Raw genomic sequence first — 22,353 nt, 5'->3', positions numbered from 1 at the left:
AGGAAGACGCATCTTGGAGGCCACGACCTTGACCCGACCGCAGGCCCCCGCGAGAACGGCGCGGCTGACGCCGGAATCGACCCGCATGTTCCTGGAGGCGGGCCAGGCTTCACAGGTTGTCGCCACGCAGCTGGGCGCCAACGCCGCGCGCGTCCGAGCCATCGCCGAGCGTCTCCGCGCCCATCCGCCTCGCGCCGTGGTCACCTGCGCGCGCGGCAGTTCGGACCATGCGGCCACCTTCGCAAAGTATCTGATCGAGACCCGCACGGGCGTCCTGACCTCGTCGGCCGGCCTCTCGGTCAGCTCAGTCTATGGCGCCCCCCAGAACATGGACGGCGTGCTCTATCTGGCCATTTCGCAGTCGGGCAAAAGCCCGGACCTGCTGGCCTCGGTGCGCGCCGCCAAGGAGGCCGGCGCTTTCACCATCGCCTTGGTCAATGACACCGCTTCGCCGCTGGCCGAGCTGGTTGACGAGGTGCTGCCGCTGCACGCCGGTCCCGAGCTTAGCGTCGCCGCCACCAAATCCTATATCGCCGCCCTATCCGCCATCACCCAGTTGGTGGCGGCCTGGTCCGGCGACGAAGAGTTGGCTCGGGGCCTGTCGGCCCTGCCCGCCGGCCTCTCCGAAGCCTGGGCTTTGGACTGGACGCCCGCCGTCGAGCGCCTGAAATTGGCGCGCAATCTCTATGTTCTGGGGCGTGGCGTCGGCTTCGGCGTCGCTCAGGAAGCGGCCCTGAAGTTCAAGGAAACCTGCGGCCTGCACGCCGAGGCCTTCAGCGCCGCCGAGGTGCTGCATGGCCCGATGGCCCTGGTGAAGACCGGTTTTCCGGTCTTGGTCTTTGCCCAAAACGACGAGAGTCGAGGCAGCGTGGACGAGATGGCCGCCAGCCTGACGGCCCGCGACGCCGACGTCCTGCTGGTCGGAGCCGGCGGCTCTTCCGCATCCTTAGGGGAAGCCGGCGTGCTGCCGGCCCTCGCCGCCCATCCGGTCATCGAGCCGATCCTGATGATCCAGAGCTTCTATCGCATGGCCAACGCGCTTTCCGTGGTGCGGGGTTATGATCCCGACAGCCCGCCCCATCTCAACAAGGTGACAGAAACCGTCTGATGCTGGCTGTACTTGTAAATGGCCGCATCCTGACGGAGACCGGCGTCCTCGACGGCAAATGCGTGGTGATCGAGGACGGCAAGATCGCCGCGATACTCGACGCAGGCGATGCGCCGGCGAGCGCGGCGCGACATGATCTGAGCGGCGATCTGCTGGTCCCCGGCTTTATCGACACCCAGGTCAATGGCGGCGGCGGCGTGCTGTTCAACGACGCCCCGACGGTCGAGACAATCGCCGCCATCGGAGCGGCCCACCGCCCCTTCGGGACAACCGGTTTTCTTCCCACCCTGATCAGCGACGACCTCGCCGTCGTCGACGTCGCCATGCGTGCGGTGGAGGCCGCGATCGCCGCCGGCGTGCCCGGCGTGCTGGGCATTCACATCGAGGGGCCGTTCCTCAGTGTGAAGCGCAAGGGCATCCACGACGCCGGCAAGTTTCGGGTGATCGACGACGCTGCGGCAGCCCTGCTGGGCTCGCTGAAGGTCGGCAAGACCCTGGTGACCCTGGCGCCCGAAACCACCACACCTGATATGATCCGTAAACTGACGAGTTCCGGTGTGGTCGTTGCGGCGGGGCATACCAATGCCGCCTACGGCACCATGCGCAAGGCCCTCGCGGCCGGTCTCACGGGCTTCACCCACCTGTTCAACGCCATGTCACCTCTGACCAGCCGCGAGCCTGGCGCGGTCGGCGCGGCCCTGGAAAGCCAGACCGCCTGGTGCGGGCTGATCGTCGACGGCCGTCATGTCGATCCCGCCGTCCTGCGTATCGCCTTGCGGACGCGTCCACTGGACCGCTTCATGCTGGTGACAGACGCCATGCCGACGGTGGGCATGATCGACAAGAGCTTCGACCTGCAGGGTCGGCACATCCATGTGGTCGATGGAGTCTGCGTCGACGCCCACGGCACCCTGGCAGGATCGGATCTGGACATGATCAGCGCCGTCCGCAACGCGATGTCGATGCTCGGCCTGTCGTTGGAAGAGGCCGTTTCGGTCGCCGCGGGCGCCCCAGCGGCGTTCCTTGGTCTGGCCCACCGGCACGGGACGATCGCGACCGGGCAATGCGCCGACCTGGTGCTGTTGGACGACGGCTTGAACGTCCGCGAAACCTGGATCGCCGGCGCCGCTTCCGCCGCCTGACCCCTAGATAGCCAACACACGCAACGAAAAAGGGACGCCGGCTCTCGCCGACGCCCCTCATTCTCTAGCCTGGGCTGAAGTATTAGAACTTGTACTTCACGCCCAGATAGTACTGGCGACCGAAGTGCACATACTCTTCCGAGATTTGACGGACCGAGTCGTCCACCTTGCTGTCGAACTGGTCGGTCAGGTTGATGCCTTCCAGAGTGACGGTGAAGTTCTTGAACTCGTAGCTGACTTGGGTGTCGACATTCAGGGTCTTTTGCTTGATCCGGACGTCGTTATTGTTGGTCGCCGAAGGCGCCACCTGGATCAGGTAGGGGTCACGATACGAGGCCGAGATGCGCGCCTTGAAGCCTGCCTTCTCGTAGTACAGCGTGCCGTTATAGGCTTCCGGCGACAGGTTCAGGAGCGGTTGAGTGATAAGCGTCGCCGGCGTCAGTTGCACCCGGGGAGTGCCGCCGAAGGTCGGGTTGGCGATCACGTACTGGATGTCGCTCTTTACGTGCGTGTAGTTCACGATGCCGCCGAAACCGTCGAACGGCGCCGGCAGGAAGGTGAACGGACGCTGCAGGCTGATCTCGTAACCCTTCAGCTTGCCGCCTGGTGTGTTGATCTGCGTGGTCACTGTGAACAGCGTATCGGGCGTGTTGCCATTGCTGAGCAGGCTACTGGGCAGACCGGTCTCCGAATAGGGCATCGCCGTGGCCGAGGTCTGGATGAACGACTTGATGTCCTTCTGGAACAGGCCAATCGAGAACAGAGTTTCCCGGTCCGGATACCATTCAAAGCCGAGGTCCAGGTTGTTGGCCAGCATCGGGTTCAGCTCGGGGTTACCGCGCGTCAGGGTCTGGGCCGACTGGCTGTTGGCCGTGAAGCCAGGGGTCAGATTCTGCAGCTGCGGACGCGTCATGACCTTGGCGGCCGCAAAGCGGATGAAGAAGTTCTCCAATGGCTGAACCGACAGGTTCATCGACGGCAGCGTATTTGTGTAGCTGCGCGACGTGGTCTGGAACGCGTCGGTCGGGACCGTTTGCGATAGCGTGCCAACCGGGGTGACGGTGGCGACGGTGGTGCTGCCTGTGTTGAAGTGCCCCAGGGCGTCCTGCTCGGTCTTCACCCAACGCACACCGACATTGCCGCGCACCGGGATTGAGCCGAAGTCGCGATCGAAGTCACCCTGCAGATAGTAGGACGTATCCTTCTCGGTGATCTCCCGCAGCGCGCCCAGTTGGTTCAGCGAGCTCAGACGGAAGTCGCCGTTGGCGTTGATGCAGTTACAGTCATAGCCAATGGCAGTTTTCAGCTTTTCCAGGTCGGGCGCGATCCACGAGATGGGCGTGCCGGCTGGAACGTCCAAGCCACGGCCAAAGCCGGTGATCAGACGCGAAACGTCCGCCACGGTCGTGCCGGCCGGCAGCGGGAACGCCGCTTCGGCGGCGAAGCCGGTACCCCCCGGGATCACGCGCGAGAAGACGCGCTTTTCCGAAGAGTTGAAGCCGTATTCCTTAAAGGCGGCGCCAGTGCGCAGCTTCAACCAGTCCATGACCTGGTAATCGAAGTCCAGGCGGAAGGTCTTGAAGGTGTTAACAGCCTTGCTGGGGCGCAGGCGCAGCAGCGACGCATCGCCTAGAGCCGAGCTGTTGCTGTATTGGAAACTGGTGGGATCAGTCGGGTCAAAACCATAATTGAACGACGGACGACGCGCGTCGGTCGAATAGTCGTAGCTATAGCCATCGCTGTTGTAGCGATCGAACGAAAAGGTCGTCTGGACCGGATTGTTCTGGATCGAGCGCGACAGGCCATAGGTAGCGACCAGCTTGCCCTTTTCACCGATCTTGGTGTCATAGGTCAGGACATTCTGGAAGAACTCGGTGTTCAGGTCGTCGCGGCGATATTCGACGCGGGCGTCGACATCATCGAACGTGCCCTTGATCAAATGCCCTTTGCTGTCGGCCATGAAGTTGACGACGTCGGTCTGGGGCAAGCCCTGGCCGGCGCGGCTGAACGAGATAACTTCCAGATAGGTCTCGTCGCGATTGTTGGTGAAGTCCGCGAACAGGGTGTCCAGGGTCAGGGTCGATTTATCGGTCGGACGCCATTGCAGCGACCCGGTCACGCCCAAGCGCTTTTGATCGTACTGAAGCCGACCGTAGCGCGGGATGCGCGGGTGCCAGAGATTGTTGGCTGTGCCAGCTGCGGCGATGACGGTCGGCGTGGTTCCGCCGGTTACCGTGCCGATCTGACCGCACGTCAGGGGCGGGCCGCTGACGGGATTATAGGCCGGAACGGTGCACGGGAAGGCGGTCGCCGAGTTGAAGCGAACGCTGGGGTTTTCCCAACGACCAGTCGAAGAGCCCTCTTCCAGCGTCTGACGCTTGGCGTAGGCTACTGACAGCAGAGCGCCGAACTTGCCATCGGCCCAGGTGTTGGCGATCAGGAAGGTGTAGCGCGGGTCGCTTTTACGCGACAGGTCGTTCCAGCCAACCTTAACGCCGGTGCTCATCGTGAACTTGTTGAAGTCGAACGGGCGGGCCGCCTGCAGGTCGATGATCGCGCCCAGCGAGCCTTCTTCGTTCGACGCCGAGGTCGATTTGCGCACGGTGACGCTGTTGAAGAGCTCCGAGGCGAAGATGCTGAAGTCGAATTGGCGACCGCGGTTGGCGCCGCCTGAGCCGTCCTTGCCGCCGGTGGTGGCCAAGGCTTCCAGGCCATTCAGGCGCACGACGGTGAAGTCGGGACCCAGGCCGCGGACGGTGATCGTACGGCCTTCACCGCCGTCTCGGTCGATTGAGACGCCAGGAATCCGCTGCAGCGATTCCGCGAGGTTCAGATCGGGGAAGTCAGCGATGTCGGTCGCCTTGATGACGTCGATCATGTCGTTCTCGCGACGCTTCACATCGAGCGCGTTGGCGAGGCTGGCGCGGAAGCCGGTGACGACGACTTCTTCGACCGCGCTATCATCGGTCTGCGCCGGAGCGGTCTGGGCAGATGCGGTTCCGGCCATCGCGATGGCCAGCGCCAAGGCGCTCGTGGAGACACCAAACTTCAGGACGTTGAGACGTCCTCCGGAAATCTTAGACATGTATCCTCCTCCCGTTCGACGGAAACGGCGCTGTGCGCCGCCCGGCTCTGAACTGATCGCGCTTCCTTCCCACGCGGCCAGTTCTCGGCCGTTTGTATTTTTGACACCGGTGTCAGATACGAGCGCACAATTGCCCGCGGTTCTGACACCGGTAGCAAAGAGCTAACAAACCGCTGATATGGCGACAAGGCGAGATTGCTGCGGATCACAGAGAAGTCGCGCGCGTGGCTTTTCCGACACATCATTTCACAGACGGAAAGGATCGCGCAGTCGCCCCTAAAGTTCGTCCACCTTGCGGTAGCTGACCTTGTAGAGGCCCTCCAGCATGGCCTGGCGATCCGCCGCAGGCAGCTGGGCGCCGACACTACGCAGCAGGCGTAGGGCGTGGAGGTGCACCTCAATGGCGTTCCAGCGCCAGACTCCGGCTTCGGCGCAGCTGTCGGTGATCGCGGCCAGCGAGATCGCCGCCTGGTCGACACCGGCGTCAATAACGAAGGTGCTGACGTCGATCATCTGCAGGGTCAGGCCGTACAGCGCTTCGAAGCTCTCCGCGTCGCGCCCCGGCGCTCCGGGTCCGAAACGACGTTCGATTTCGGCCAGGACCTCGTCCAGCACCGCGAGCGAAGCCTCACGCAGGCTTTCAACTCCCGTCTCGGCAGCGGCTATGGCGTCCTTGGCCATCAGGCCGCCGCGATCCTTGATCAGTTTGGCCAGACGGTTGGGCGGCCGAAATTTGCGAACGACGCTCATATCTGCACCTTCGCGACCTTCATCAGATTATTGATCTCTTCCTGAGACATGTTGGCTTCCAGGGCGTTGCCCACCTCAGCGGGCAAGTCGTCCCGGCGTCGGCCTTCCATGCCGATAGGCGGGCCTTCGTACTTGAAGCGGCGGTCGGGTCCGACATAGCTGTCGCACTCGATAAAGGCCCGCTCCTCTCGCGCCACCCAGAAAATCCGCTCCAGCAAGACCTTGGGCGTGATCGGCTTGGCCACCGTGAAATTGGCCCCGGCGTCGCGCGTGCGAAAGATGTCCGTGGTGCGGGTGTGGCCCGTGACCAGGATCACCGGAACGTAGCGATTGCTTTCAGGGGCGTCCCGCCGCAGCCAGTAGATGAACTCGATGCCATCGACCTCGGGCATCTGCACGTCGCTGATGATCAGGTCGAAGGTCTTGGTGGCGACCAGCGCCTGGGCTTCCTTGACGGACTCGGCGCGGGTCAATTGGCTGACCCCGAAGCCTGACACCACCTGCGCCAGTATATCCAGCGATGGCCCATTGTCGTCCAGGACCAGGACGGCGGCCTTTTCCAGATTGATCCGGGTCGATGCCTGAAGGGCGTCCATGCGCGCCCCTAAAAGAAGTCGAGCTCGCCCGCCTCGACACCCCAGGCTGTCGGCTCGCCGGCGGCGCGCAGGCGCACCACCAGATCGGCCAGGCCGAGACCTTCGAGAAGAGGTTCGATCGACATGCCCCACTCGCCCGACGCATGCTGGCCAATGCGCTGCAGCACGTCCGAAAGGCCGTGCAGACGCTGGCTCAGCTCGTCCAGCGCCTGAAGGCGGGAGATGCTCTCCAGCGCCGCCCCGCCCTTGGCCAGATCGCCGGCGATGTGTTCGCAATCCCGGCACACCGCGGCGGCCGACATCAGCTCGGCCGCAAGGCGGCGCGAGAGTTCGCCCACCGGAGTCAGGTTCTCCGGCGAGACGATGGGGGATGTCGAAAGCGGCATGGCGGTCATGTGGATCAGAATAGCTCCAGGTCGCCGCCGGAAGATGCGGGCATGGGTGCGGGAGTAGGACGACGAACGTCGCTGGGCGCGTTGTCGACCGCCACGAGGCGCTGACGGACGCGGCCCGAGGCCGGCCAGAACTCCACGCGACGAGCCGAGACGCCGCCGGTGCTGGACGAGACGATCGGAATGCCTTCGTCGCGCAGGAAGCGTTCGGCGAAGCTGGCATTGCTGGCTCCGACGTCCGAGAGGCCTTCGAACAGCTTACCGCCGCCGAAGATCTTGGCTTCCATCCGCTCGCGGCGCGCGCCGCGCTTCAGCAGACCGTTGATCAACAGCTCCATGGCGTAGGCGCCATAGCGGACGGCGTCGCCGTCCTTACGGCCATCGCCAGCATCGGGAAGCAGGAAGTGATTCATGCCGCCAACGCCCGCCTGCGGATCGCGGATGCAGGCCGAGATGCACGAGCCGAGCACCGTGGTCATCACCACGTTGGGGTCGGACGACACATGGCTCTCGCCCTGGGTGACGTGAACCTTGACTGCGCGTTCCAGGTCGTCGGTTTGTCCAAATGTCATGTGAGCTGACCGAAGACCTGTTCGATCTTCTCCTTCAGGCCCTGAACGGTAAACGGCTTTACGCAGTAATTGTTGACGCCGAACTGCACGGCCCGCTGCACGAGCTCGCGATCGGCCCGGCCAGTCAGCATGACAAAGGCCGTCTGCCGGATCGGCGGATGCGAGCGCACCGCGCGTAGCAACGCCAGGCCATCCATCTTGGGCATGTTGAAGTCGGAGATCACCAGGTTGGCCGGCTTGGACAGGAGGTTCTTGAGCGCCTCCTCGCCGTCCGGCGCCTCGCGGATGTCCTTGAATCCGATTTGCTGCAACGCATTGCGGATCAAGGCCCGCATGGTCAGCTGATCATCGACGACGAGAACGGAAATGGTGCTTGCTTGGGGCATGGGTTCATCGCCTCGCGGAGGCCAGATCGAGGATGGATTGGCCCATGGAGGACAGGGAAACCTGTTTCTCCACCGCGCCGATTTCAAAGGCCGAGCGGGGCATGCCGTAAACGACGCAGCTCTGCTCGTCCTGTCCGAGGGTTTTCGCGCCGGCCTTGCGCATCGTCAGAAGGCCCTGCGCGCCATCGCGGCCCATCCCGGTCAGGATCGCGCCGACAGCCTTGTCGCCGACCGCATTGGCCACCGAGTTGAAGAGTACGTCCACCGACGGGCGGTGACCACTGACCGGGTCGCCTGCTGTCAGGCGGCAGCGCAGCCCGGCCGAACGAACGACCTCCATGTGCGTGGCGCCGCCGGGAGCGACATAGACCTTGCCCGGCTCCAGCAGGGCGCCGTCCGTGGCTTCCTGCACCTTGGCCCCGCTGGCGCGGTCGAGCCGCGCGGCGAAGCTGGCGGTAAAGGTCGCCGGCATGTGCTGGGTGATGACCGTCGGCGGGCAGGTGTCCGGGAACATCGTCAGGATCGCCAGCAGCGCCTCGACGCCACCGGTCGAGGAGCCGATGGCCACGATGTCGCCCGAGGGCACGTAGCTCTTGGTCCTGGCGGCGGCGGGCGCGTTGTCGGCCTTGGTCCGCACCGAGGCGCGGGCCGCGATCTTCACCTTGACCACGATCTCGCTCAGCGCGTCTTGGGTGCCAAGCGCGTCGGCGGGCTTGGCCACGCAGTCGATGGCGCCCAGTTCCAGGGCCCGTAGCGTCATCTCGGCGCCGGCCTGGGTCAGGGTCGAGACCATCACCACCGGCATCGGCCGCAGGCGCATGATCTTTTCGAGGAATTCGATGCCGTTCATGTTCGGCATCTCGATGTCGAGGGTGACGACATCGGGGTTGAGGGCCTTGATCATGCCCCGGGCTTCGAACGGGTCGCCGGCGGCGCCGCAGACTTCGATCTCGGGATCGCGATTGAGGGCGGCCGTGATCAGGCTCCGCATGGTGGCGGAGTCATCGACGACGAGAACGCGAATCTTGGCCATCAGCGACCTCCCGCCTTGCGATAGGCCGTCAGGCCTGCGCTTTCAAAGGCGGTGATCGAACTGCCGACCCGCTCGGAATGGCCGACATACAGCTTGCCGCCGGGCGCGAGCAGCGGGGCGAAACGGTTCCAGACCCGCTCCTGGGTCGGCTCGTCGAAATAGATCACCACGTTGCGGCAGAAGATGGCGTCGAACGGACCCTTCATCGGCCAGCTGGGGCCGTTCAGGTTCAGTTCGCGGAACGCCACTAGGCTGCGCGCGGCCTCGCAGACGCGGAAGGCGCGGCGATCGCTGGCGTCGCGCTCGAAATACTGGTTGCGCACATGGGCCGGAATGCCTTCCAGCAGGCCTTCGTCATAGACGGCGGCGCGGCCGGTCGCGAGCACGTTGGTGTCGATGTCGGTGCCCAGGATCCGGATGTCGAGATCGGCCGCGTTGGGCCAAACCGACAGCACCGTGAAGGCCATCGAATAGGGTTCCTGGCCTGACGAGCTGGCCGCCGACCACAGGCGCAGACGGCCCCCGGCGCGGACCTTGTCGGCCATCGGCTCGAGGATGTTGGCGCGCAAGTCGTCGAAATGGTGCGGCTCGCGGAAGAAGCGGGTGACGTTGGTCGTCAGGGCCCGCAGCATTTCCTGCTGCTCGTCCACGCTGCTTTCGAGCGCCACGAAGGCGCAGTACTCGGTGAAGGTCTTCATGCCCAGCGAGCGAAGACGCTTGGCCAGACGCGAATAGACCAGTGTCGCCTTGCTCTCGGGGAGGCTGATTCCGGCCTGCCCGTAGAGCAGCGCCGCGATCTTCTTGAAGTCGGTGTTGGTGAAAGCAAACTCGCCATCGACGATGGCTTGGCGTTCGCTGGTTGAGGCTGAGGTCATCAGGCGGCCAGGGCCTCGCGTTCGGGGAGGATACGGTCGAGCGAGATCTCGCTGATCATGCGCTCTTCGATCGAAATGATGCCGCGAACGAAGCTGCGAACAGTCTCGCAGGCAACATCCGGGGTGGGTAGAACCAGGTCGTCGGTGATCGACAGGATGTCCGACACCGCGTCGACCAAAAGGCCCACGGTGCGGTCGCCAGCCTGGACAACGATGAACACGCTGCGGACGGTCGGCTCAAGCACCGGCATGCCCAGTCGCGCCGCCAGATCCATGATCGGCAGAACCGCGCCGCGCAGATTGATCACGCCACGCATATAGCCGGGCGTCTGCGGCAGCACGGTCGCCGGGCTCCAGCCCCGGATCTCGCGCACGGCCATGATGTTCACGCAGTATTCCTGGTCGCCGACGCGGAAGGAGATCAACTCCCTGCGTTCGGTGCTCGGGGCGGTAGCTTCGTCAGTCATGACTTTACTCCGCTGCTATGAGTGAGGGTTCGACGGGACGGGGCGTTTCCCGGCGGCGAAGATTGATCACTGCGTCGACGTCCAGAATGAGGGCCACGCGGCCGTCGCCCAGGATCGTCGCGGCGGCGACGCCTTCGACCTGCTGGTAGTTCTGCTCCAGCGACTTGATGACGACCTGGCGCTGGCCGTGGATCGCGTCGGCGACCAGGGCGGCGCGCGAGCCGTCCTCGCCCTCGACCAGCAGGACGACACCTTCGGTCGGTGACGGTGAGGTCGTGCGATAGCCCAGGGTCACGCCGACATCGATCAGCGGCACGAAGCTGTCGCGGACCGCCAGCACCGAGCCGACGGGACCCAGGGGACGAACCTCTTCGGCCTTCGGACGCAGGCTTTCGACGATCGCGGCCAGCGGCACGACCAGGGTCTCGCCGGCCACGTCGACCACCATGCCGTCGAGGACGGCGAGGGTCAGAGGCAGGCTGAGCGTGAAGGTCGAGCCCAGACCGGGGCGCGAGGTAATCGAGATGCGACCGCCCAGGGCCTGGACGCTTCGGCGCACCACGTCCATGCCGACGCCGCGGCCCGACACGTCCGAGATCTTCTCGGCGGTTGAGAAGCCCGGCAGGAAGATCAGATTGTCGATCTCCTCATCGGTCAGTTGCAGGTCGGGCGCGATCAGGCCCTTCTTGACGGCGATCGAGAAGACCCGTTCGCGATCGATGCCCTTGCCGTCATCCTGGACCTCGATGACGATCCGACCGCTGCGGTGCAGGGCCGCCAGACGCACGACGCCTTCGGGATTCTTGCCTGCGGCCCGGCGCTCCTCGGGGCTTTCCAGCCCGTGATCGATGGCGTTGCGCAGCATGTGGGTGATCGGGTCGGCCAGCCGTTCGATGACCGTCTTGTCGACCTCGGTGTTTTCGCCGTCCATCACCAGGCGGGCCTGCTTGCCCGTCATGTTGGCGACTTCGCGGACCAGGCGCGGCATGCGCTGGAACACCGACTTCACCGGCTGGGCGCGGATAGCCATGACGCTGTCCTGGATCTGGCGGGTGAGCTGCTCCAGCTCATCCAGGCCCATGGCCAGGCTGGAGGACGGCGCGATGCCGTACTCGCCTACCCGCTGGGCCAGCATCGCCTGATTGATGACCAGCTCGCCCACCAGATCGATCAGGCTGTCGATGCGCTCGGGATCGACGCGGATGACCGACTGGCCAGGACCAGGGACGTCGACCTGCGTGGCCTTGGTCGGCGCGGCGGCGGGAGCCGGCGTCGGAGCAGGCGCGGGCGCGGGCGGGGCCGAAACGGCTTCAACGACAGCGGGCGCGACTTCAGCAACCAGCTCGGCGGCCGTCGGGTCGATGGCGCTCATAAGATTGGCCAAAGCGGCCTCAACTGGCGCTTCGCCGCGAACAATTTCCAGCTCGCAGTCGCCATCGACGAATTCGAAAACCTCGCGGATCGCGTCTTCGCCTTGATCGGTTTCGACGCGCACGCTCCAGGTGACGTAGGCAGCCTCGGCGTCGAGGAATTCCAACGTCGGCAGGGCGCTGGCGTCCATCGTTGCGACGATCGGACCAAGGCGGCTCAGCTCGCGCAACAGCAGGGCGGTTTCGTTGGCCTTGCGGTAGAGGTCCGATTTAGGACGGATCGAAACCGTCCAGACATTGTCGGGGATCAGCTCAGCATCGGCGGCCTGCTCATCCATCGAGATCGTCATCGGCTGGAAGTCGAAGCCGAGGTCGTCCTCTTCCATATCGTCCGAAACGGCGGCAACCACCGGCGCGGCTTCCATGGTCTCCGCGACCGGGGCGGCGGCGACCGGGGCGGCCGATGGATCGGTCCACTCCTTCAATTCGGCGGCCATGGCGGCTGAGGCCGCCATGTCGACATCGCCCAGGCCGCGCGCGGCGCTGACATGGTCGGCCAGGACGTCGGAGGCGCGCAGCATGACAGCGGCCAGATCGACTGTGCTCGGGACCTCATTGGAGCGCACCGCGTCCAGCAGGGTCTCGAACACGTGAGCGAAGCGGACCAGCGGCTCGAGGCCGAAGGCGCCCGCGCCGCCCTTGATCGAATGCACGGCTCGGAAGACGGCATTGACAGTCTCGCTGTCGCCGACGCCCTCCTGCATGGCCAGGAGCCCGCCTTCGAGGTCGGCGAGCAGTTCCTCGCATTCCTGAAAGAAGGTGACCTTGATGGCCTCTAGCTCGTCCATTCCCGCAGTTCCTTAGAGTTCTAGACGTCGAGTATTGTGAGGATCAGGCCGCGACGCGGCGGATAGCCTCGACGAGCTTCTCGGGATTGAACGGCTTGACGATCCAGCCCGTCGCGCCGGCTTCACGAGCCCGCTGCTTCTTGGTGGGATCGCTTTCCGTGGTCAGCACCAGGATCGGGATGGCGCGATAGTCGTCATCGACGCGGACCGCCTCGATGAAACCAAAGCCGTCCAGCTTGGGCATGTTGATGTCAGTGATGATGACGTCGGGGCGGTGGGCGGAAAGAACTTCCAGCCCATGCTCGCCGTCGACAGCTTCGACTACATTGAAACCAGCGCCGGCCAAGGCCATGCGCAGCATGTCCCTCATCGTGCGGGAATCGTCGACCGTGAGAATCGTGCGCGTCACGATTGGACTCCATGGATGTCCGCCGAGAGGAGCGCCCCATCGGCGCCGAAAAGACGGGTGGTTTCTACAAAGGCCTCCGAAGGCCCAGTAATCGAAAAGGGTTTGCCGTCGTCGGCCCAGGCCTTGCGGGCCGCGAGCAGAATCTGGAGACACAGACCGCCGAGGCGGCGGACCTGTCCGGCCTCGACCTCGAGCGCCTCGCCGCGGTGCGCCAGAAAGGCGGACTTGAGCGGGCCAGCGGCCTTGAGATCGAGTGTTTCAGGCAGCGCGAGTGCGGCCATCAGAATTCCTTCCATCCGTCGGCCGCCGGAGCAGCCGCTGTAGCAGCACCGCCACGACCGGGCCGGGCGAAAGCGCCCAGACGGGCCCTTTGCTCGGCGACCGGGTTGCGGGCCGGTGCGTGTTGAGCCGGATCGGCGGCGGCCGGGCGACCGTAGGCGGCCTGGCTTTCACCCACCCGGAAACGGGCCATCAGTCGGACCAGCTCGGTGGTTTCGCCCTTCAGAGAGTGCGTCGCGGCGGTCGATTGCTCGACCATGGCGGCGTTCTGCTGAGTGACCTGATCCATCTGGTTCACGGCCGTGTTCACTTCGTTCAGCCCGGTGGCCTGCTCGGCGGCGGACGCCGCGATCTCGGTCACCAGGGCGTCGATCTCGCCGACCTTGACGACGATGCGTTGCAGCGCCTCGCCGGTCTGTCCAACCAGATTCACGCCTTGGCTGACCTGTTTGGTCGAAGACGAGATCAGGGTCTTGATCTCCTTAGCGGCTTCGGCCGAGCGCTGGGCCAGCGCGCGGACTTCCTGGGCGACGACGGCGAAACCGCGACCCGCATCACCAGCGCGGGCGGCCTCGACCCCGGCGTTCAGGGCCAAAAGGTTCGTCTGGAACGCAATCTCGTCGATCACGCCGATGATCTGGCTGATCTGCTTGGACGAGTTCTCAATCTCGCCCATAGCCGACACTGCTTGATGCACGACCTGACCGGAATGCGTCGCTTCGCCACGGGTGGTCGAAACAACGTCCGAGGCCTGACGGGCGCCGCTGGCGGTGCGACGCACCGTGGCGGTTAGCTCGTCCAGAGCGGCGGCGGTTTCTTCCAGCGACGCGGCTTGCTGCTCGGTGCGGCGCGACAGATCGTCCGAAGCGTGGGCGATTTCGTCGGCGCCGGTGCGCAGGCCGTCGGTCGAGGCGGCGATGACCTTCATCGTCTCCTGTAGCGAGGCCATCGCGCCGTTGAAGTCGTCCTTCAGCTTTGCGTACTCGCCCGGGAAGTCAGCGCTGACGCGGAAAGTCAGGTCGCCGGAGGCCAGCTTTTCAAGACCTTCGGCGAGGCTCGTCACCACCAGGGCGCTCTCGCGAGCGGCGTTGGCGGCGGCCTCTTCCTTCGAGCGGCGCTCGTCGGCGGTCAGGGCGTTGGATTTTTCCTGGTCGGCGCGCAGCTGCTCGAGATGCAGCTGGTTGTCGCGGAACACCTTCAGCGACCGGACGATGGCGCCCAGTTCGTCGCCGCGGGTGAGTTTCTCAAGATCGATGCCGTTGTCGCCCTTGGAAAGCTTTTCGGTCGCGCCGGCGATGTCGGCGATCGACTTGCGAACGTTCATGACGGTGAGGAACGCCAGAGCGCCGACCGAGGCCAGGGTCAGAAGCGACAGCACGATGGTCGCGCTCATGGCGGCGTTGGCTTCAGCCTGCTTCTTGGCCGAGGTCGACTCGATCCGCTTGTTGGCGGTCGTCGTGACGTCGTCCAGCAGGCCGGTCATCTTGGCGTATTGTTCTTCGAACGGCGCGATGAAGCCGACCGCCATGTTGAAATCGACGCCGATCATGCCGCTGACCGTATCGATGGCGCTGCGGCATTCCTCGAGCGACTTGATCAGCTCGGCGATCTTGGGCTGCTCGGCGGCGGGCAGCTTGCCCTTCAGCGCGGTCAGTTCCTTATTGATCGCGTCGGTCTCGGTCAGGATCGCGGCCATGCGCGCATCGTTCTTGTCGAGATCGATATTGCCCGCCTTGTGGGTGAGCACGGTGTAGAGTTCACCGTTGATGTTGGAGATGCGCTTGGACAGCGACTGGATGGTCGTGTTCTCGCGCATGTCGTTCTCGACGACCTGGCGCAAAGCGGCCGATTGGCTTTGCTGAACAACGACGGCGCCTCCAGCCATCAGAGCCAGCATCAGCAGAGCGAAAGCCGGCGCGAAGCCGATTTTGATGATCAGTGGCAGATCGACAAGGCGAAAGCGCTTCATCTCAGGTCCCTTTCCTGCGGCGGTTCCGTGCCCACGGATCGCCAACAAGCCAGGTGATCATCACCAAAGATTCCTAACAGACTCTGACCTTGGTTAAGAGAAACTGGATATCAGTGCCCAAAGCGCCGCCTAAAGGGACGATTGGTCGCACGCACACTCTTAAAGACACACAGCTGGGCGCGTCCTTCGGTAGGATTCGAGTAGGGTTACCGAGAAGTAAATTTTGAATATTCTTTGCTGAATCAGAATATCTTAACTTGCTCCTGCGAAAAAGTTCATGCGTCGAGTAGGCGCGTCGTCCACAAGACGTATTTCTTTACTTAGGAGCAGCGGGATGAAATATCCGATCGCTTTTGCCGCGGGAATCGCTGGCAGCTTGTTCATCGCTCAGGCCGCGTCGGCCGCTGGCGGTTTCGAAGACCAAATGGGCCGTTGCCTGCAGCAACATGCCAATACGCGCGACGCCGCTCAGGTGATGCTCGAGTGCACCGCCGACGCTGGCAAGCTCTCAGCCTGCAAGGTCGTCGAGAACAGCGTGGCCGGCAAGGGCTTCGACAAGGCCGCCATGTGCATCGCAGAAAAGCTGCCGATGGGCGCCAAGACCGGCACCGTGAAGGTTCCGTTCCGCTTCCCGGGCGGCGCGTAAGACTTCAAGCTCCTAGTTTTCTAGGACAGCAATACGCCTCCGCTGGCCAAGGCCTAATCGCTCCGCTGGAACGCTTCGTGTCTGGCTGGCGGGGGCGTTTTGTCGTGTCTGTACCTGATCAAACATCAGGAGCGTGGCAGGCGCCGAAACCGCTCACACTTTCGGCTGCCACGCTCTAACCGCCCTGCTTCATGGTTTCGCGGGCGATGATCACCTGCTGGATCTGGCTGGTGCCTTCGTAGATCCGGAAGATCCGCACATCGCGATACAGGCGCTCGATGCCGTAGTCGGCGACATAGCCCGCGCCGCCGAAGATCTGCACCGCCCGGTCGGCGACCCGGCCGACCATTTCCGACGCGAACAGCTTGCTGGCCGCCGCTTCCAGGGTCACACCCTGCCCCGCGTCGCGCTTGCGAGCAGTTTCCATGACCAGGGCCTTGGCGGCCAGAGCTTCGGTCTTGCTGTCGGCCAGCATGGCCTGGATCAGCTGGAAGTTCGAAATGGCTTGGCCAAACTGCTTGCGCTCGCCGGCATAGGCCACGCAGTCCTTGATTAGCCGCTCGGCCACGCCCACGCAGACGGCCGCGATGTGCAGGCGTCCACGATCCAGCACCTGCATGGCCACCTTGAAGCCCTCGCCCTCCTCGCCCAGCCGATTCCAGGCCGGCACGCGGACATTGTCGAAGGTCACGTCATGAATGTGGGCGCCCTGCTGGCCCATTTTCTTCTCGGGCTTGCTCACCGTCAGACCCGGCAGGCCACCGGGGACAAGGAAGGCCGAGACGCCGGAGCCGCCCTTCGAATCGGGATTGGTTCGCGCCATCACCGTGAACAGTGAGGCCTTGCCCGCATTGGTGATGTAGCGCTTGGAGCCGTTGAGCACGTAGTCATCGCCGTCGCGGATGGCCAGGGTGCGCACCGAGGCGCTGTCGGAGCCGGCCTCCGGCTCGGTCAAGGCAAACGAGGTGATGATCTCGCCCGAAGCGATGCCGGGCAGCCACTTGGCCTTCTGCTCGTCGCTGCCGAACATCACCAGACCCTGGCTGCCGATGCCGACATTGGTGCCGAAGGCCGAGCGGAAGGCCGGAGAGGTGCGGCCCAGTTCGACGCCGACCAGGCATTCCTCTTCCATGTTGAGGCCCAGGCCGCCGAATTCCTCGGGGATCGACAGACCAAAGAGCCCCAGGCTCTTCATCTCGTCGATGATCTCCTGGGGGACGGCGTCGTCCTCGGCCACCTTGGCCTCGATGGGCCGCAGGCGCTCGGCGACGAAGCGGGCGACCATGTCGAGCAACTGGTCGCGGGTTTCGAGATCGAGGGCCATGGCGTTCCTTCCGGCGTCAAACACTTGTTTTGACGCGGACTGTAGCCGGCAAGCTCAGGAATGGAAGGGCCGGCGCGCCATGCGCCGGCCCTAATCGTTCTAGCCCTGCGCCTTCTCGGCGCGCGCCAGCACGCTGTTGCGCATGCCGAACGCCACATAGACCACCACGCCGATGCAGTGGGCGTAGAGGAAGTAGAGCTGGGTCTTGGTCGGCAGGCTGGAGAACAGATACAGGCACCCCAGGATCGCGCCGGACGCCACAACCGGCCAGATCGGGGTCGAGAACACCCGCTCGCGGCCCGGATCCTTCACCCGCAGGATGATCACCGCCAGACCCACGGCGATGAAGGCCGCCAAGGTGCCGGCATTGGCGAGTTCGGCGATGTCCTTCAGCGACAGCCAGCCCGAGATCAGGGCCGACAGGGCGCCGGTCAGCAGGGTCATCAGAACCGGCGTGCCGGTCTTGGCGTTGACCCGAGCCAGGCTCTTGGGCAGCAGGCCGTCGCGGGCCATCACGAAGAAGATCCGGCTTTGGCCATACATGAAGGCCAGGATCACGGTTGGCAGGGCGATCACGGCGGCCAGAGCCACCAGTTGAGCCAAGCGCGGATGCTGCAGGCTTTCCAGGATAAAGACCAGCGGCGCTTCGCTCTTGGAGAAGACTTCGGTGCGCGAGGCGCCGATCGAGACGGCGGCGACGACCATGTAGATCGCGGTGCAGACCGCCATCGAGCCCACGATACCGATGGTCAGGTCGCGCTTGGGGTTCTTGGTCTCCTCGGCGGCGGTCGAGACCGCGTCGAAGCCGTAGAAGGCAAAGAAGATCAGGCTGGCCGCTGCCATGACGCCCACCTTGATCCCGTTGGCGTCCGGCGTGGCGGCGAAGCCTTGCGGCATGAACGGCGTGAAGTGGCTAGCGTCAAAGGCCGGGATGCAGAGCACCACGAAAATGGCCAGGGCGATGATCTTGATGGCGACCAGCACCATGTTCACCGTCGCGCTCTCCTTGGTGCCCAGCGCCAGAAGGCCGGCGACGGCGAAGGAAATGATCACGGCTGGCAGATTGACGATGCCGCCGGCGTGGGGCCCGGCCAGCAGCATCTCGGGCGTCCCGATCATGCGGAACAGGCCACCTGCGTGGGCCGACCAGCCGACGGCCACGGCGGCGCAGACCAGGGTGTATTCGAGGATCAGGCTCCAGCCGACGAACCAGGCCACCGGCTCGCCCATGGCGACGTAGCTATAGGTATAGGCGCTGCCCGAGGCGGGGATCATGGTCGACAGCTCGGCGTAGCAAAGCGCCGCGCAGGCGCAGACCGCGCCGGCGATCAGGAAGGACAGGATGACACCGGGGCCGGCCAGGCCCGCGCCGATGCCGGTCAGGGTGTAGATGCCGGTGCCGACAATGGCCCCGACGCCCAGGGCTACCAGGTGGGGCCAGCTCAAGGTCTTCTTCAATTGATGGCCGTCATGGCCAGCCGCGATGGCGTCGATCGACTTGCGTCGCGTCCAGAAACTCAAGGTCATTCCCTCCGACTTGTCTTCCGCCGCGACCATGGGCTGGGCGAGGTGTTTCGCCAAGACGTGCGCGATCGGCTGAGGCATTTCCTGCCGAAGATTGCCGTCAGGGCTTGCAGGGCGGCCTGCGTCGGTATTTCAGGCCCAGTTTATCCGCAATTTCTGCCCAGCTCAGAAGAACGCCAGCGTCAGGCCATATGCCAGACCCGCCACCGCCAGGGTGGAGAGGCCCAGCGCCGCGGCCAGCTTCGGCTTGACCTGCAGCAAGGCCGCCGGCCCCAGCTTGGCCGAAATCGCGCCCACGCCGGCCAGCAGCAGGAAGCTGGAGGTCGTCGCCAGGATCGTGACCAGCGCCTCGGGCAGCAGGCCAAAGCCGCGCAGCGCCGCCAGGGCGGCGAAGCCCAGCACGAAGGCCGGCGGTCCCTTGAAGCAGGCCTTGCCGCAGCCGTCCCGGGTGCGGCTGAGCAGCACCCCGATCAGCACCACCGCCGGGCCCAGCCAGACGATGCGGGCCAGCTTGGCCAGGGCCGCGGCGCTGGCGGCGTCTGGCGAGACTGACGATCCCGCGCCAGCGACCTGGGCGACGTCGTGGATGGAAAGACCGAAGAACACGCCGGCCTGATGCGCCGTGAAGCCCAGGGCTTGGGCGATGGGCGGATAGGCCAGCATGGCCACGGTCGACAGCAGGTTCACCCCGATGATCACCAGGGCCGTCGTGCGTTGGTTGGCGGCGCTGGCCGGCGCGGCCTGCGATGCGGCCAGGGCGGCGGAGGCGCCGCAGATCGAGCAGGCGGCCGCCGCGATCAGGGCTTCGGCCAGGGGCAGGCCCAAGGCCATGCCGACCCCGGCCCCGACGGTCAGGCCGCCCAGGACGACCGCGCCGCTGGCCAGAATGGCGGGACCGCCGAGCAGGGCGAACTCGCCCCAGGTGATTTGCGCGCCCATCAGGGCGACGCCCAGGCGCAGGCCGGGCTTGGCCCAGATGTCGAGACCGGCCGCCAGCTTTGCGCCAAGACCTAGGGCGCCAAGACCCATGCCGAGCACCACCGCCAGCAGCGGGGCCGGCGCGTGCAGCAGGTGCGACAGCGGCTTGGCCAGCAGGGCGATTGCCAGGCCGGCGATCAGGCCGGGCCACAGCTTGCCGACCTCCAAGCGAACCGCGCACAGTCTGGCGACGGCGGCGTTCATCCCTGGGCGGAGGCGGTGTCGAGGCCGCGCGCCGAATCGGCGACGGCGCAGCGGCGGCCGAGGCGCTCGTTGAGACGGCGGACGGCGTTGCTGCCGGTGCGTTCGAAGGCGAAGGGCAGCAGGCCATGGATCAGACAGGCCAGGCCCGCGCCAATCAGGGTGAAGCCGAAGCTCCAGGCCACGCCCATGTGCTCGCCATAGGTCTCGCCCACCGCTTCGGGATGGCTCGTAAATGACTTCAGCATGGGATCCCCGAATTCGTCGTCAAGCCTCCAAGGATGAAGCGAAACCCGAGAATGGCATTACTGGATGTGCTGCCATTTCCGCGATATGGAGAAGTTCATTCCCGATATCGGCGAAATCGAAGATGATTGATCTCGATCACATAGACCGCAGACTTCTGGCGATCCTTCAGGACGACTCCACCGTCCCCATCGCCGAACTGGCCGAGCGGGTCGGCCTGACCCAGACCCCCTGCTGGAAACGGATCAAGCGTCTGCAGGACGCAGGGGTGATCGTCGCCCGTGTCGCCCTGCTGGACCGCGAGGCCCTGGACCTTTCCCTCACCGTGTTCGTGGCCGTGAAGACGGGTCGGCACGACGAGGCCTGGCTCACGACCTTCGCCGCCGGGGCCCGCGCCCTGCCCGAGGTGGTCGAATTCTACCGGATGAGCGGCGAGGTCGATTACCTCCTCAAGGTCGTGGTCCGCGACATCACCGCCTATGACCGGTTCTACAAGCGCCTGATCGCCACCGCGCCGCTCACCGACGTCAGTTCCAGCTTCGCGATGGAGCAGATCAAGTTCACCACCGCCCTGCCCATAACCCACGGCTGACTGGCAAGCCCGGCTGCATCCCCCCATTTCAGGGGAGCGGCGGATCGGCGCGGTCACGATACGATCATCTGGCGCTGACTGTGACTCCCGTCACATACGGCGTCGCGATCGTGGCCCAAGCTGCGAGTTGCCGAAGGCGCGCTCAAGTCTGCGCTTCTTTCCCGCGATGAGAGCACGGTGGGGACCGATGACTGGTGTAGTTTCTCGTCCGCGGGCGGATCTCGCGTGCGCGGAGAACCTGATGCCTCGCGTCGCGCGGGATTCGGCCAAGCGCGCTTTCGACGTCGTCGTGGCCTTGGCCATGCTGATGTTCTTCGCACCGTCGCTGCTGCTGGTGGCCCTGCTGATCCGCCTGGAGTCGCCCGGCCCGGTGCTGTTTCGGCAAGCCCGGGGCGGGTTGAACGGACGCCCGTTCACGATCTACAAGTTCCGCTCCATGCGCTGCGAAGAGGACGGCGAGACCGTCGTGCAAGCAACGCGCGCCGACGACCGGATCACCCCGGTGGGGCGCTTCATTCGCAAGACCAGCATCGACGAGCTGCCCCAGCTGCTGAATGTGCTCAGGGGCGACATGTCCTTGGTCGGTCCTCGTCCCCATGCTCGGACCCATGACGAGCAGTATGGCGGACTGATCCCCGGCTACGCCCTGCGTTTCCGGACCCGTCCAGGCCTGACGGGTCTGGCCCAGATCCAGGGGCTGCGCGGCGGCACCGACGACATCGAATCGATGGCCCGGCGCGTCAGAGCCGATATCGCCTATATCGAGACATGGTCTTTTGCGGGCGACCTGCGGATCATGTTGCTGACGGCCCCGCATCTGCTGGCGGCCGAGAACGCCTACTAGAGCATTTTCAAGCGAAGTGGATTCCGGTTCGCGTGAAGAAAATGCGTTGAACAAGGAACGCCACCGACGCAGTCGGGGCAGAGCTCAGTCCGGCCAGAGATCCTGGACGTCGCCCTTGCGGTTGAGCATGTGGGTGGCGCGCTTGATCAGCGTCAGCAGGCGCTCCTGCCGACCATCCTTGTCATAAGTCAGGGTCGAGCGGGCCAGGCCTTCCAGCATGAAGCGGGCAAGGTCGCGGCTGGCCTGAAAGCGCGGACCAGCCCCGGCGTGCAGGATCTTCAGGAAATGATCGCCCGCCTGGGCGCGGTCGAACTCGGCCTGGGCCGGGGTCAGCAGGGCCTGGATGGCCGGATCGGTGCGGCCGGCCGCTTCCAGCTCGGCGAAGGCAATGAACGGGATGCTCTGCAGCAGGTCCCAATAGCTGTCGATGGCGTGCTCGGTGACGTCGCCGCCCGGGGGCAGAGTGTCGGCGGCGGCGCGAAACAAGGCCGAGCGCTCGGCCTGGACATGGGCCACGGCGGCCTCAACCAAGGCCTCGCGGGTCGGGAAGTGATACAGCATCGCCCCGCGCGTCAGGCCTGCCGCATCGGCGATGATCGGGTTCGTGGCGGCGTGATAGCCGATCTCGGCGATCAGCTTCATCGCGCAATCGAGAATCCGCGCCCGCGTCTTCAACGATTTCGGGGTGTCCTTGGCGAGGCGGGCGGCGTCCATGGC

The 22,353-nt window shown here is 65.0% G+C and carries 23 protein-coding genes; 5 read left to right on the top strand and 18 right to left on the bottom strand.

The genetic code is table 11. From position 1 onward, the window contains the following. Window positions 1-13: 13 nt before the first annotated feature. Together ACP69S_RS13240 and nagA are read left to right on the top strand one after the other, a co-directional pair. Window positions 14-1,108: an SIS domain-containing protein gene (locus ACP69S_RS13240; RefSeq protein ID WP_425997909.1), complete on the top strand. Its 1,095-nt coding sequence runs from the start codon at window positions 14-16 to the stop codon at window positions 1,106-1,108. Further along, window positions 1,108-2,250: an N-acetylglucosamine-6-phosphate deacetylase gene (gene nagA / locus ACP69S_RS13235; protein ID WP_425997907.1), complete on the top strand. Its 1,143-nt coding sequence runs from the start codon at window positions 1,108-1,110 to the stop codon at window positions 2,248-2,250. Before ACP69S_RS13240 ends, nagA begins: the two co-directional genes overlap by 1 nt. 82 nt (window positions 2,251-2,332) lie before the next feature. On the opposite strand, the gene ACP69S_RS13230 is transcribed toward nagA, so the two are convergent. From ACP69S_RS13230 to ACP69S_RS13170, 13 genes are all read right to left on the bottom strand, one after another. Continuing rightward, on the bottom strand, window positions 2,333-5,335 hold the full coding sequence (locus tag ACP69S_RS13230; RefSeq protein WP_425997905.1) for a TonB-dependent receptor: 3,003 nt from the start codon (window positions 5,333-5,335) through the stop codon (window positions 2,333-2,335). A gap of 276 nt (window positions 5,336-5,611) precedes the next feature. Continuing rightward, window positions 5,612-6,085: a chemotaxis protein CheE gene (locus ACP69S_RS13225; protein ID WP_425997903.1), complete on the bottom strand. Its 474-nt coding sequence runs from the start codon at window positions 6,083-6,085 to the stop codon at window positions 5,612-5,614. Next, the gene (locus ACP69S_RS13220) at window positions 6,082-6,681 is read right to left on the bottom strand and encodes a response regulator (RefSeq protein WP_425997902.1); all 600 of its coding nucleotides are present in this window, start codon (window positions 6,679-6,681) and stop codon (window positions 6,082-6,084) included. The genes ACP69S_RS13225 and ACP69S_RS13220 overlap by 4 nt, the downstream gene beginning before the upstream one ends. An 8-nt stretch (window positions 6,682-6,689) precedes the next feature. Further along, complete coding sequence (locus tag ACP69S_RS13215; RefSeq protein WP_425997900.1) at window positions 6,690-7,076, bottom strand: chemotaxis protein CheU; 387 nt, start codon at window positions 7,074-7,076, stop codon at window positions 6,690-6,692. A 5-nt stretch (window positions 7,077-7,081) separates the two neighbouring features. Further along, the gene (locus ACP69S_RS13210; protein ID WP_425997898.1) at window positions 7,082-7,645 is read right to left on the bottom strand and encodes a chemotaxis protein CheD; all 564 of its coding nucleotides are present in this window, start codon (window positions 7,643-7,645) and stop codon (window positions 7,082-7,084) included. Then, complete coding sequence (locus tag ACP69S_RS13205) at window positions 7,642-8,031, bottom strand: response regulator (RefSeq protein ID WP_419252927.1); 390 nt, start codon at window positions 8,029-8,031, stop codon at window positions 7,642-7,644. The genes ACP69S_RS13210 and ACP69S_RS13205 overlap by 4 nt, the downstream gene beginning before the upstream one ends. 4 nt (window positions 8,032-8,035) lie before the next feature. Further along, window positions 8,036-9,064, bottom strand: a complete 1,029-nt coding sequence (locus ACP69S_RS13200; protein ID WP_425997896.1) for a protein-glutamate methylesterase/protein-glutamine glutaminase — start codon at window positions 9,062-9,064, stop codon at window positions 8,036-8,038. Next, window positions 9,064-9,939, bottom strand: a complete 876-nt coding sequence (locus tag ACP69S_RS13195) for a CheR family methyltransferase (protein ID WP_425997894.1) — start codon at window positions 9,937-9,939, stop codon at window positions 9,064-9,066. Before ACP69S_RS13195 ends, ACP69S_RS13200 begins: the two co-directional genes overlap by 1 nt. Continuing rightward, window positions 9,939-10,406: a chemotaxis protein CheW gene (locus ACP69S_RS13190; protein ID WP_425997892.1), complete on the bottom strand. Its 468-nt coding sequence runs from the start codon at window positions 10,404-10,406 to the stop codon at window positions 9,939-9,941. The genes ACP69S_RS13195 and ACP69S_RS13190 overlap by 1 nt, the downstream gene beginning before the upstream one ends. Before the next feature lie 4 nt (window positions 10,407-10,410). After that, complete coding sequence (locus tag ACP69S_RS13185; RefSeq protein ID WP_425997890.1) at window positions 10,411-12,624, bottom strand: chemotaxis protein CheA; 2,214 nt, start codon at window positions 12,622-12,624, stop codon at window positions 10,411-10,413. Window positions 12,625-12,667: 43 nt separating this feature from the next. Further along, window positions 12,668-13,033: a response regulator gene (locus ACP69S_RS13180; protein ID WP_425997888.1), complete on the bottom strand. Its 366-nt coding sequence runs from the start codon at window positions 13,031-13,033 to the stop codon at window positions 12,668-12,670. After that, window positions 13,030-13,317, bottom strand: a complete 288-nt coding sequence (locus ACP69S_RS13175) for an STAS domain-containing protein (protein WP_425997938.1) — start codon at window positions 13,315-13,317, stop codon at window positions 13,030-13,032. Before ACP69S_RS13175 ends, ACP69S_RS13180 begins: the two co-directional genes overlap by 4 nt. Beyond that, window positions 13,314-15,329, bottom strand: a complete 2,016-nt coding sequence (locus ACP69S_RS13170; protein ID WP_425997886.1) for a methyl-accepting chemotaxis protein — start codon at window positions 15,327-15,329, stop codon at window positions 13,314-13,316. The genes ACP69S_RS13175 and ACP69S_RS13170 overlap by 4 nt, the downstream gene beginning before the upstream one ends. Window positions 15,330-15,615: 286 nt before the next feature. Between ACP69S_RS13170 and ACP69S_RS13165 the strand changes: the two genes are divergently transcribed. Then, a complete protein-coding gene (locus tag ACP69S_RS13165) occupies window positions 15,616-15,927 on the top strand; it encodes a hypothetical protein (protein WP_425997884.1) in 312 nt (103 codons plus the stop codon). 175 nt (window positions 15,928-16,102) lie between these two features. Here ACP69S_RS13165 and ACP69S_RS13160 read toward each other — a convergent pair whose 3' ends face one another. From ACP69S_RS13160 to ACP69S_RS13145, 4 genes are all read right to left on the bottom strand, one after another. Continuing rightward, the gene (locus ACP69S_RS13160; RefSeq protein WP_425997882.1) at window positions 16,103-17,251 is read right to left on the bottom strand and encodes an acyl-CoA dehydrogenase family protein; all 1,149 of its coding nucleotides are present in this window, start codon (window positions 17,249-17,251) and stop codon (window positions 16,103-16,105) included. Between the two features lie 99 nt (window positions 17,252-17,350). Beyond that, window positions 17,351-18,778 carry an amino acid permease gene (locus ACP69S_RS13155; protein WP_425997936.1) on the bottom strand — a complete coding sequence of 476 codons (1,428 nt, stop codon included), beginning with the start codon at window positions 18,776-18,778 and terminating at the stop codon, window positions 17,351-17,353. A 162-nt stretch (window positions 18,779-18,940) separates the two neighbouring features. Further along, window positions 18,941-19,957 (bottom strand): putative sulfate exporter family transporter, encoded by a 1,017-nt coding sequence (locus tag ACP69S_RS13150; protein ID WP_425997880.1) that lies wholly within the window; start codon window positions 19,955-19,957, stop codon window positions 18,941-18,943. Next, entirely contained in the window at window positions 19,954-20,202 is a 249-nt protein-coding gene (locus ACP69S_RS13145; RefSeq protein ID WP_425997878.1) for a DUF6356 family protein, read from the bottom strand. Before ACP69S_RS13145 ends, ACP69S_RS13150 begins: the two co-directional genes overlap by 4 nt. Window positions 20,203-20,324: 122 nt before the next feature. Here ACP69S_RS13145 and ACP69S_RS13140 point away from each other — a divergent pair, with 122 nt between their 5' ends. Together ACP69S_RS13140 and ACP69S_RS13135 are read left to right on the top strand one after the other, a co-directional pair. Continuing rightward, complete coding sequence (locus tag ACP69S_RS13140) at window positions 20,325-20,792, top strand: Lrp/AsnC family transcriptional regulator (protein WP_425997876.1); 468 nt, start codon at window positions 20,325-20,327, stop codon at window positions 20,790-20,792. 241 nt (window positions 20,793-21,033) lie between these two features. Further along, window positions 21,034-21,636 carry an exopolysaccharide biosynthesis polyprenyl glycosylphosphotransferase gene (locus ACP69S_RS13135; protein WP_425997874.1) on the top strand — a complete coding sequence of 201 codons (603 nt, stop codon included), beginning with the start codon at window positions 21,034-21,036 and terminating at the stop codon, window positions 21,634-21,636. A gap of 84 nt (window positions 21,637-21,720) precedes the next feature. Here ACP69S_RS13135 and ACP69S_RS13130 read toward each other — a convergent pair whose 3' ends face one another. Next, window positions 21,721-22,350 carry a TetR/AcrR family transcriptional regulator gene (locus ACP69S_RS13130; protein ID WP_425997872.1) on the bottom strand — a complete coding sequence of 210 codons (630 nt, stop codon included), beginning with the start codon at window positions 22,348-22,350 and terminating at the stop codon, window positions 21,721-21,723. Window positions 22,351-22,353: the final 3 nt, after the last annotated feature.

This window comes from Caulobacter sp. DWR1-3-2b1, assembly GCF_049895765.1.
Classification (GTDB): domain Bacteria; phylum Pseudomonadota; class Alphaproteobacteria; order Caulobacterales; family Caulobacteraceae; genus Caulobacter.
The sequence above is the reverse complement of the archived record's forward strand: the minus strand, read 5'-3'. Positions and strand labels throughout refer to the sequence as shown.

Coding starts and splice junctions, on each gene's coding strand:
- ACP69S_RS13130 (WP_425997872.1), bottom strand. CDS start 22,350: ATGGACGCCGCCCGCCTCGCCAAGGACACCCCGAAATCGTTGAAGACG.
- ACP69S_RS13225 (WP_425997903.1), bottom strand. CDS start 6,085: ATGAGCGTCGTTCGCAAATTTCGGCCGCCCAACCGTCTGGCCAAACTG.
- ACP69S_RS13190 (WP_425997892.1), bottom strand. CDS start 10,406: ATGACTGACGAAGCTACCGCCCCGAGCACCGAACGCAGGGAGTTGATC.
- ACP69S_RS13135 (WP_425997874.1), top strand. CDS start 21,034: ATGCCTCGCGTCGCGCGGGATTCGGCCAAGCGCGCTTTCGACGTCGTC.
- ACP69S_RS13145 (WP_425997878.1), bottom strand. CDS start 20,202: ATGCTGAAGTCATTTACGAGCCATCCCGAAGCGGTGGGCGAGACCTAT.
- ACP69S_RS13150 (WP_425997880.1), bottom strand. CDS start 19,957: ATGAACGCCGCCGTCGCCAGACTGTGCGCGGTTCGCTTGGAGGTCGGC.
- ACP69S_RS13230 (WP_425997905.1), bottom strand. CDS start 5,335: ATGTCTAAGATTTCCGGAGGACGTCTCAACGTCCTGAAGTTTGGTGTC.
- ACP69S_RS13165 (WP_425997884.1), top strand. CDS start 15,616: ATGAAATATCCGATCGCTTTTGCCGCGGGAATCGCTGGCAGCTTGTTC.
- ACP69S_RS13210 (WP_425997898.1), bottom strand. CDS start 7,645: ATGACATTTGGACAAACCGACGACCTGGAACGCGCAGTCAAGGTTCAC.
- ACP69S_RS13200 (WP_425997896.1), bottom strand. CDS start 9,064: ATGGCCAAGATTCGCGTTCTCGTCGTCGATGACTCCGCCACCATGCGG.
- ACP69S_RS13195 (WP_425997894.1), bottom strand. CDS start 9,939: ATGACCTCAGCCTCAACCAGCGAACGCCAAGCCATCGTCGATGGCGAG.
- ACP69S_RS13160 (WP_425997882.1), bottom strand. CDS start 17,251: ATGGCCCTCGATCTCGAAACCCGCGACCAGTTGCTCGACATGGTCGCC.
- ACP69S_RS13205 (WP_419252927.1), bottom strand. CDS start 8,031: ATGCCCCAAGCAAGCACCATTTCCGTTCTCGTCGTCGATGATCAGCTG.
- ACP69S_RS13215 (WP_425997900.1), bottom strand. CDS start 7,076: ATGACCGCCATGCCGCTTTCGACATCCCCCATCGTCTCGCCGGAGAAC.
- ACP69S_RS13155 (WP_425997936.1), bottom strand. CDS start 18,778: ATGACCTTGAGTTTCTGGACGCGACGCAAGTCGATCGACGCCATCGCG.
- nagA (WP_425997907.1), top strand. CDS start 1,108: ATGCTGGCTGTACTTGTAAATGGCCGCATCCTGACGGAGACCGGCGTC.
- ACP69S_RS13220 (WP_425997902.1), bottom strand. CDS start 6,681: ATGGACGCCCTTCAGGCATCGACCCGGATCAATCTGGAAAAGGCCGCC.
- ACP69S_RS13140 (WP_425997876.1), top strand. CDS start 20,325: ATGATTGATCTCGATCACATAGACCGCAGACTTCTGGCGATCCTTCAG.
- ACP69S_RS13185 (WP_425997890.1), bottom strand. CDS start 12,624: ATGGACGAGCTAGAGGCCATCAAGGTCACCTTCTTTCAGGAATGCGAG.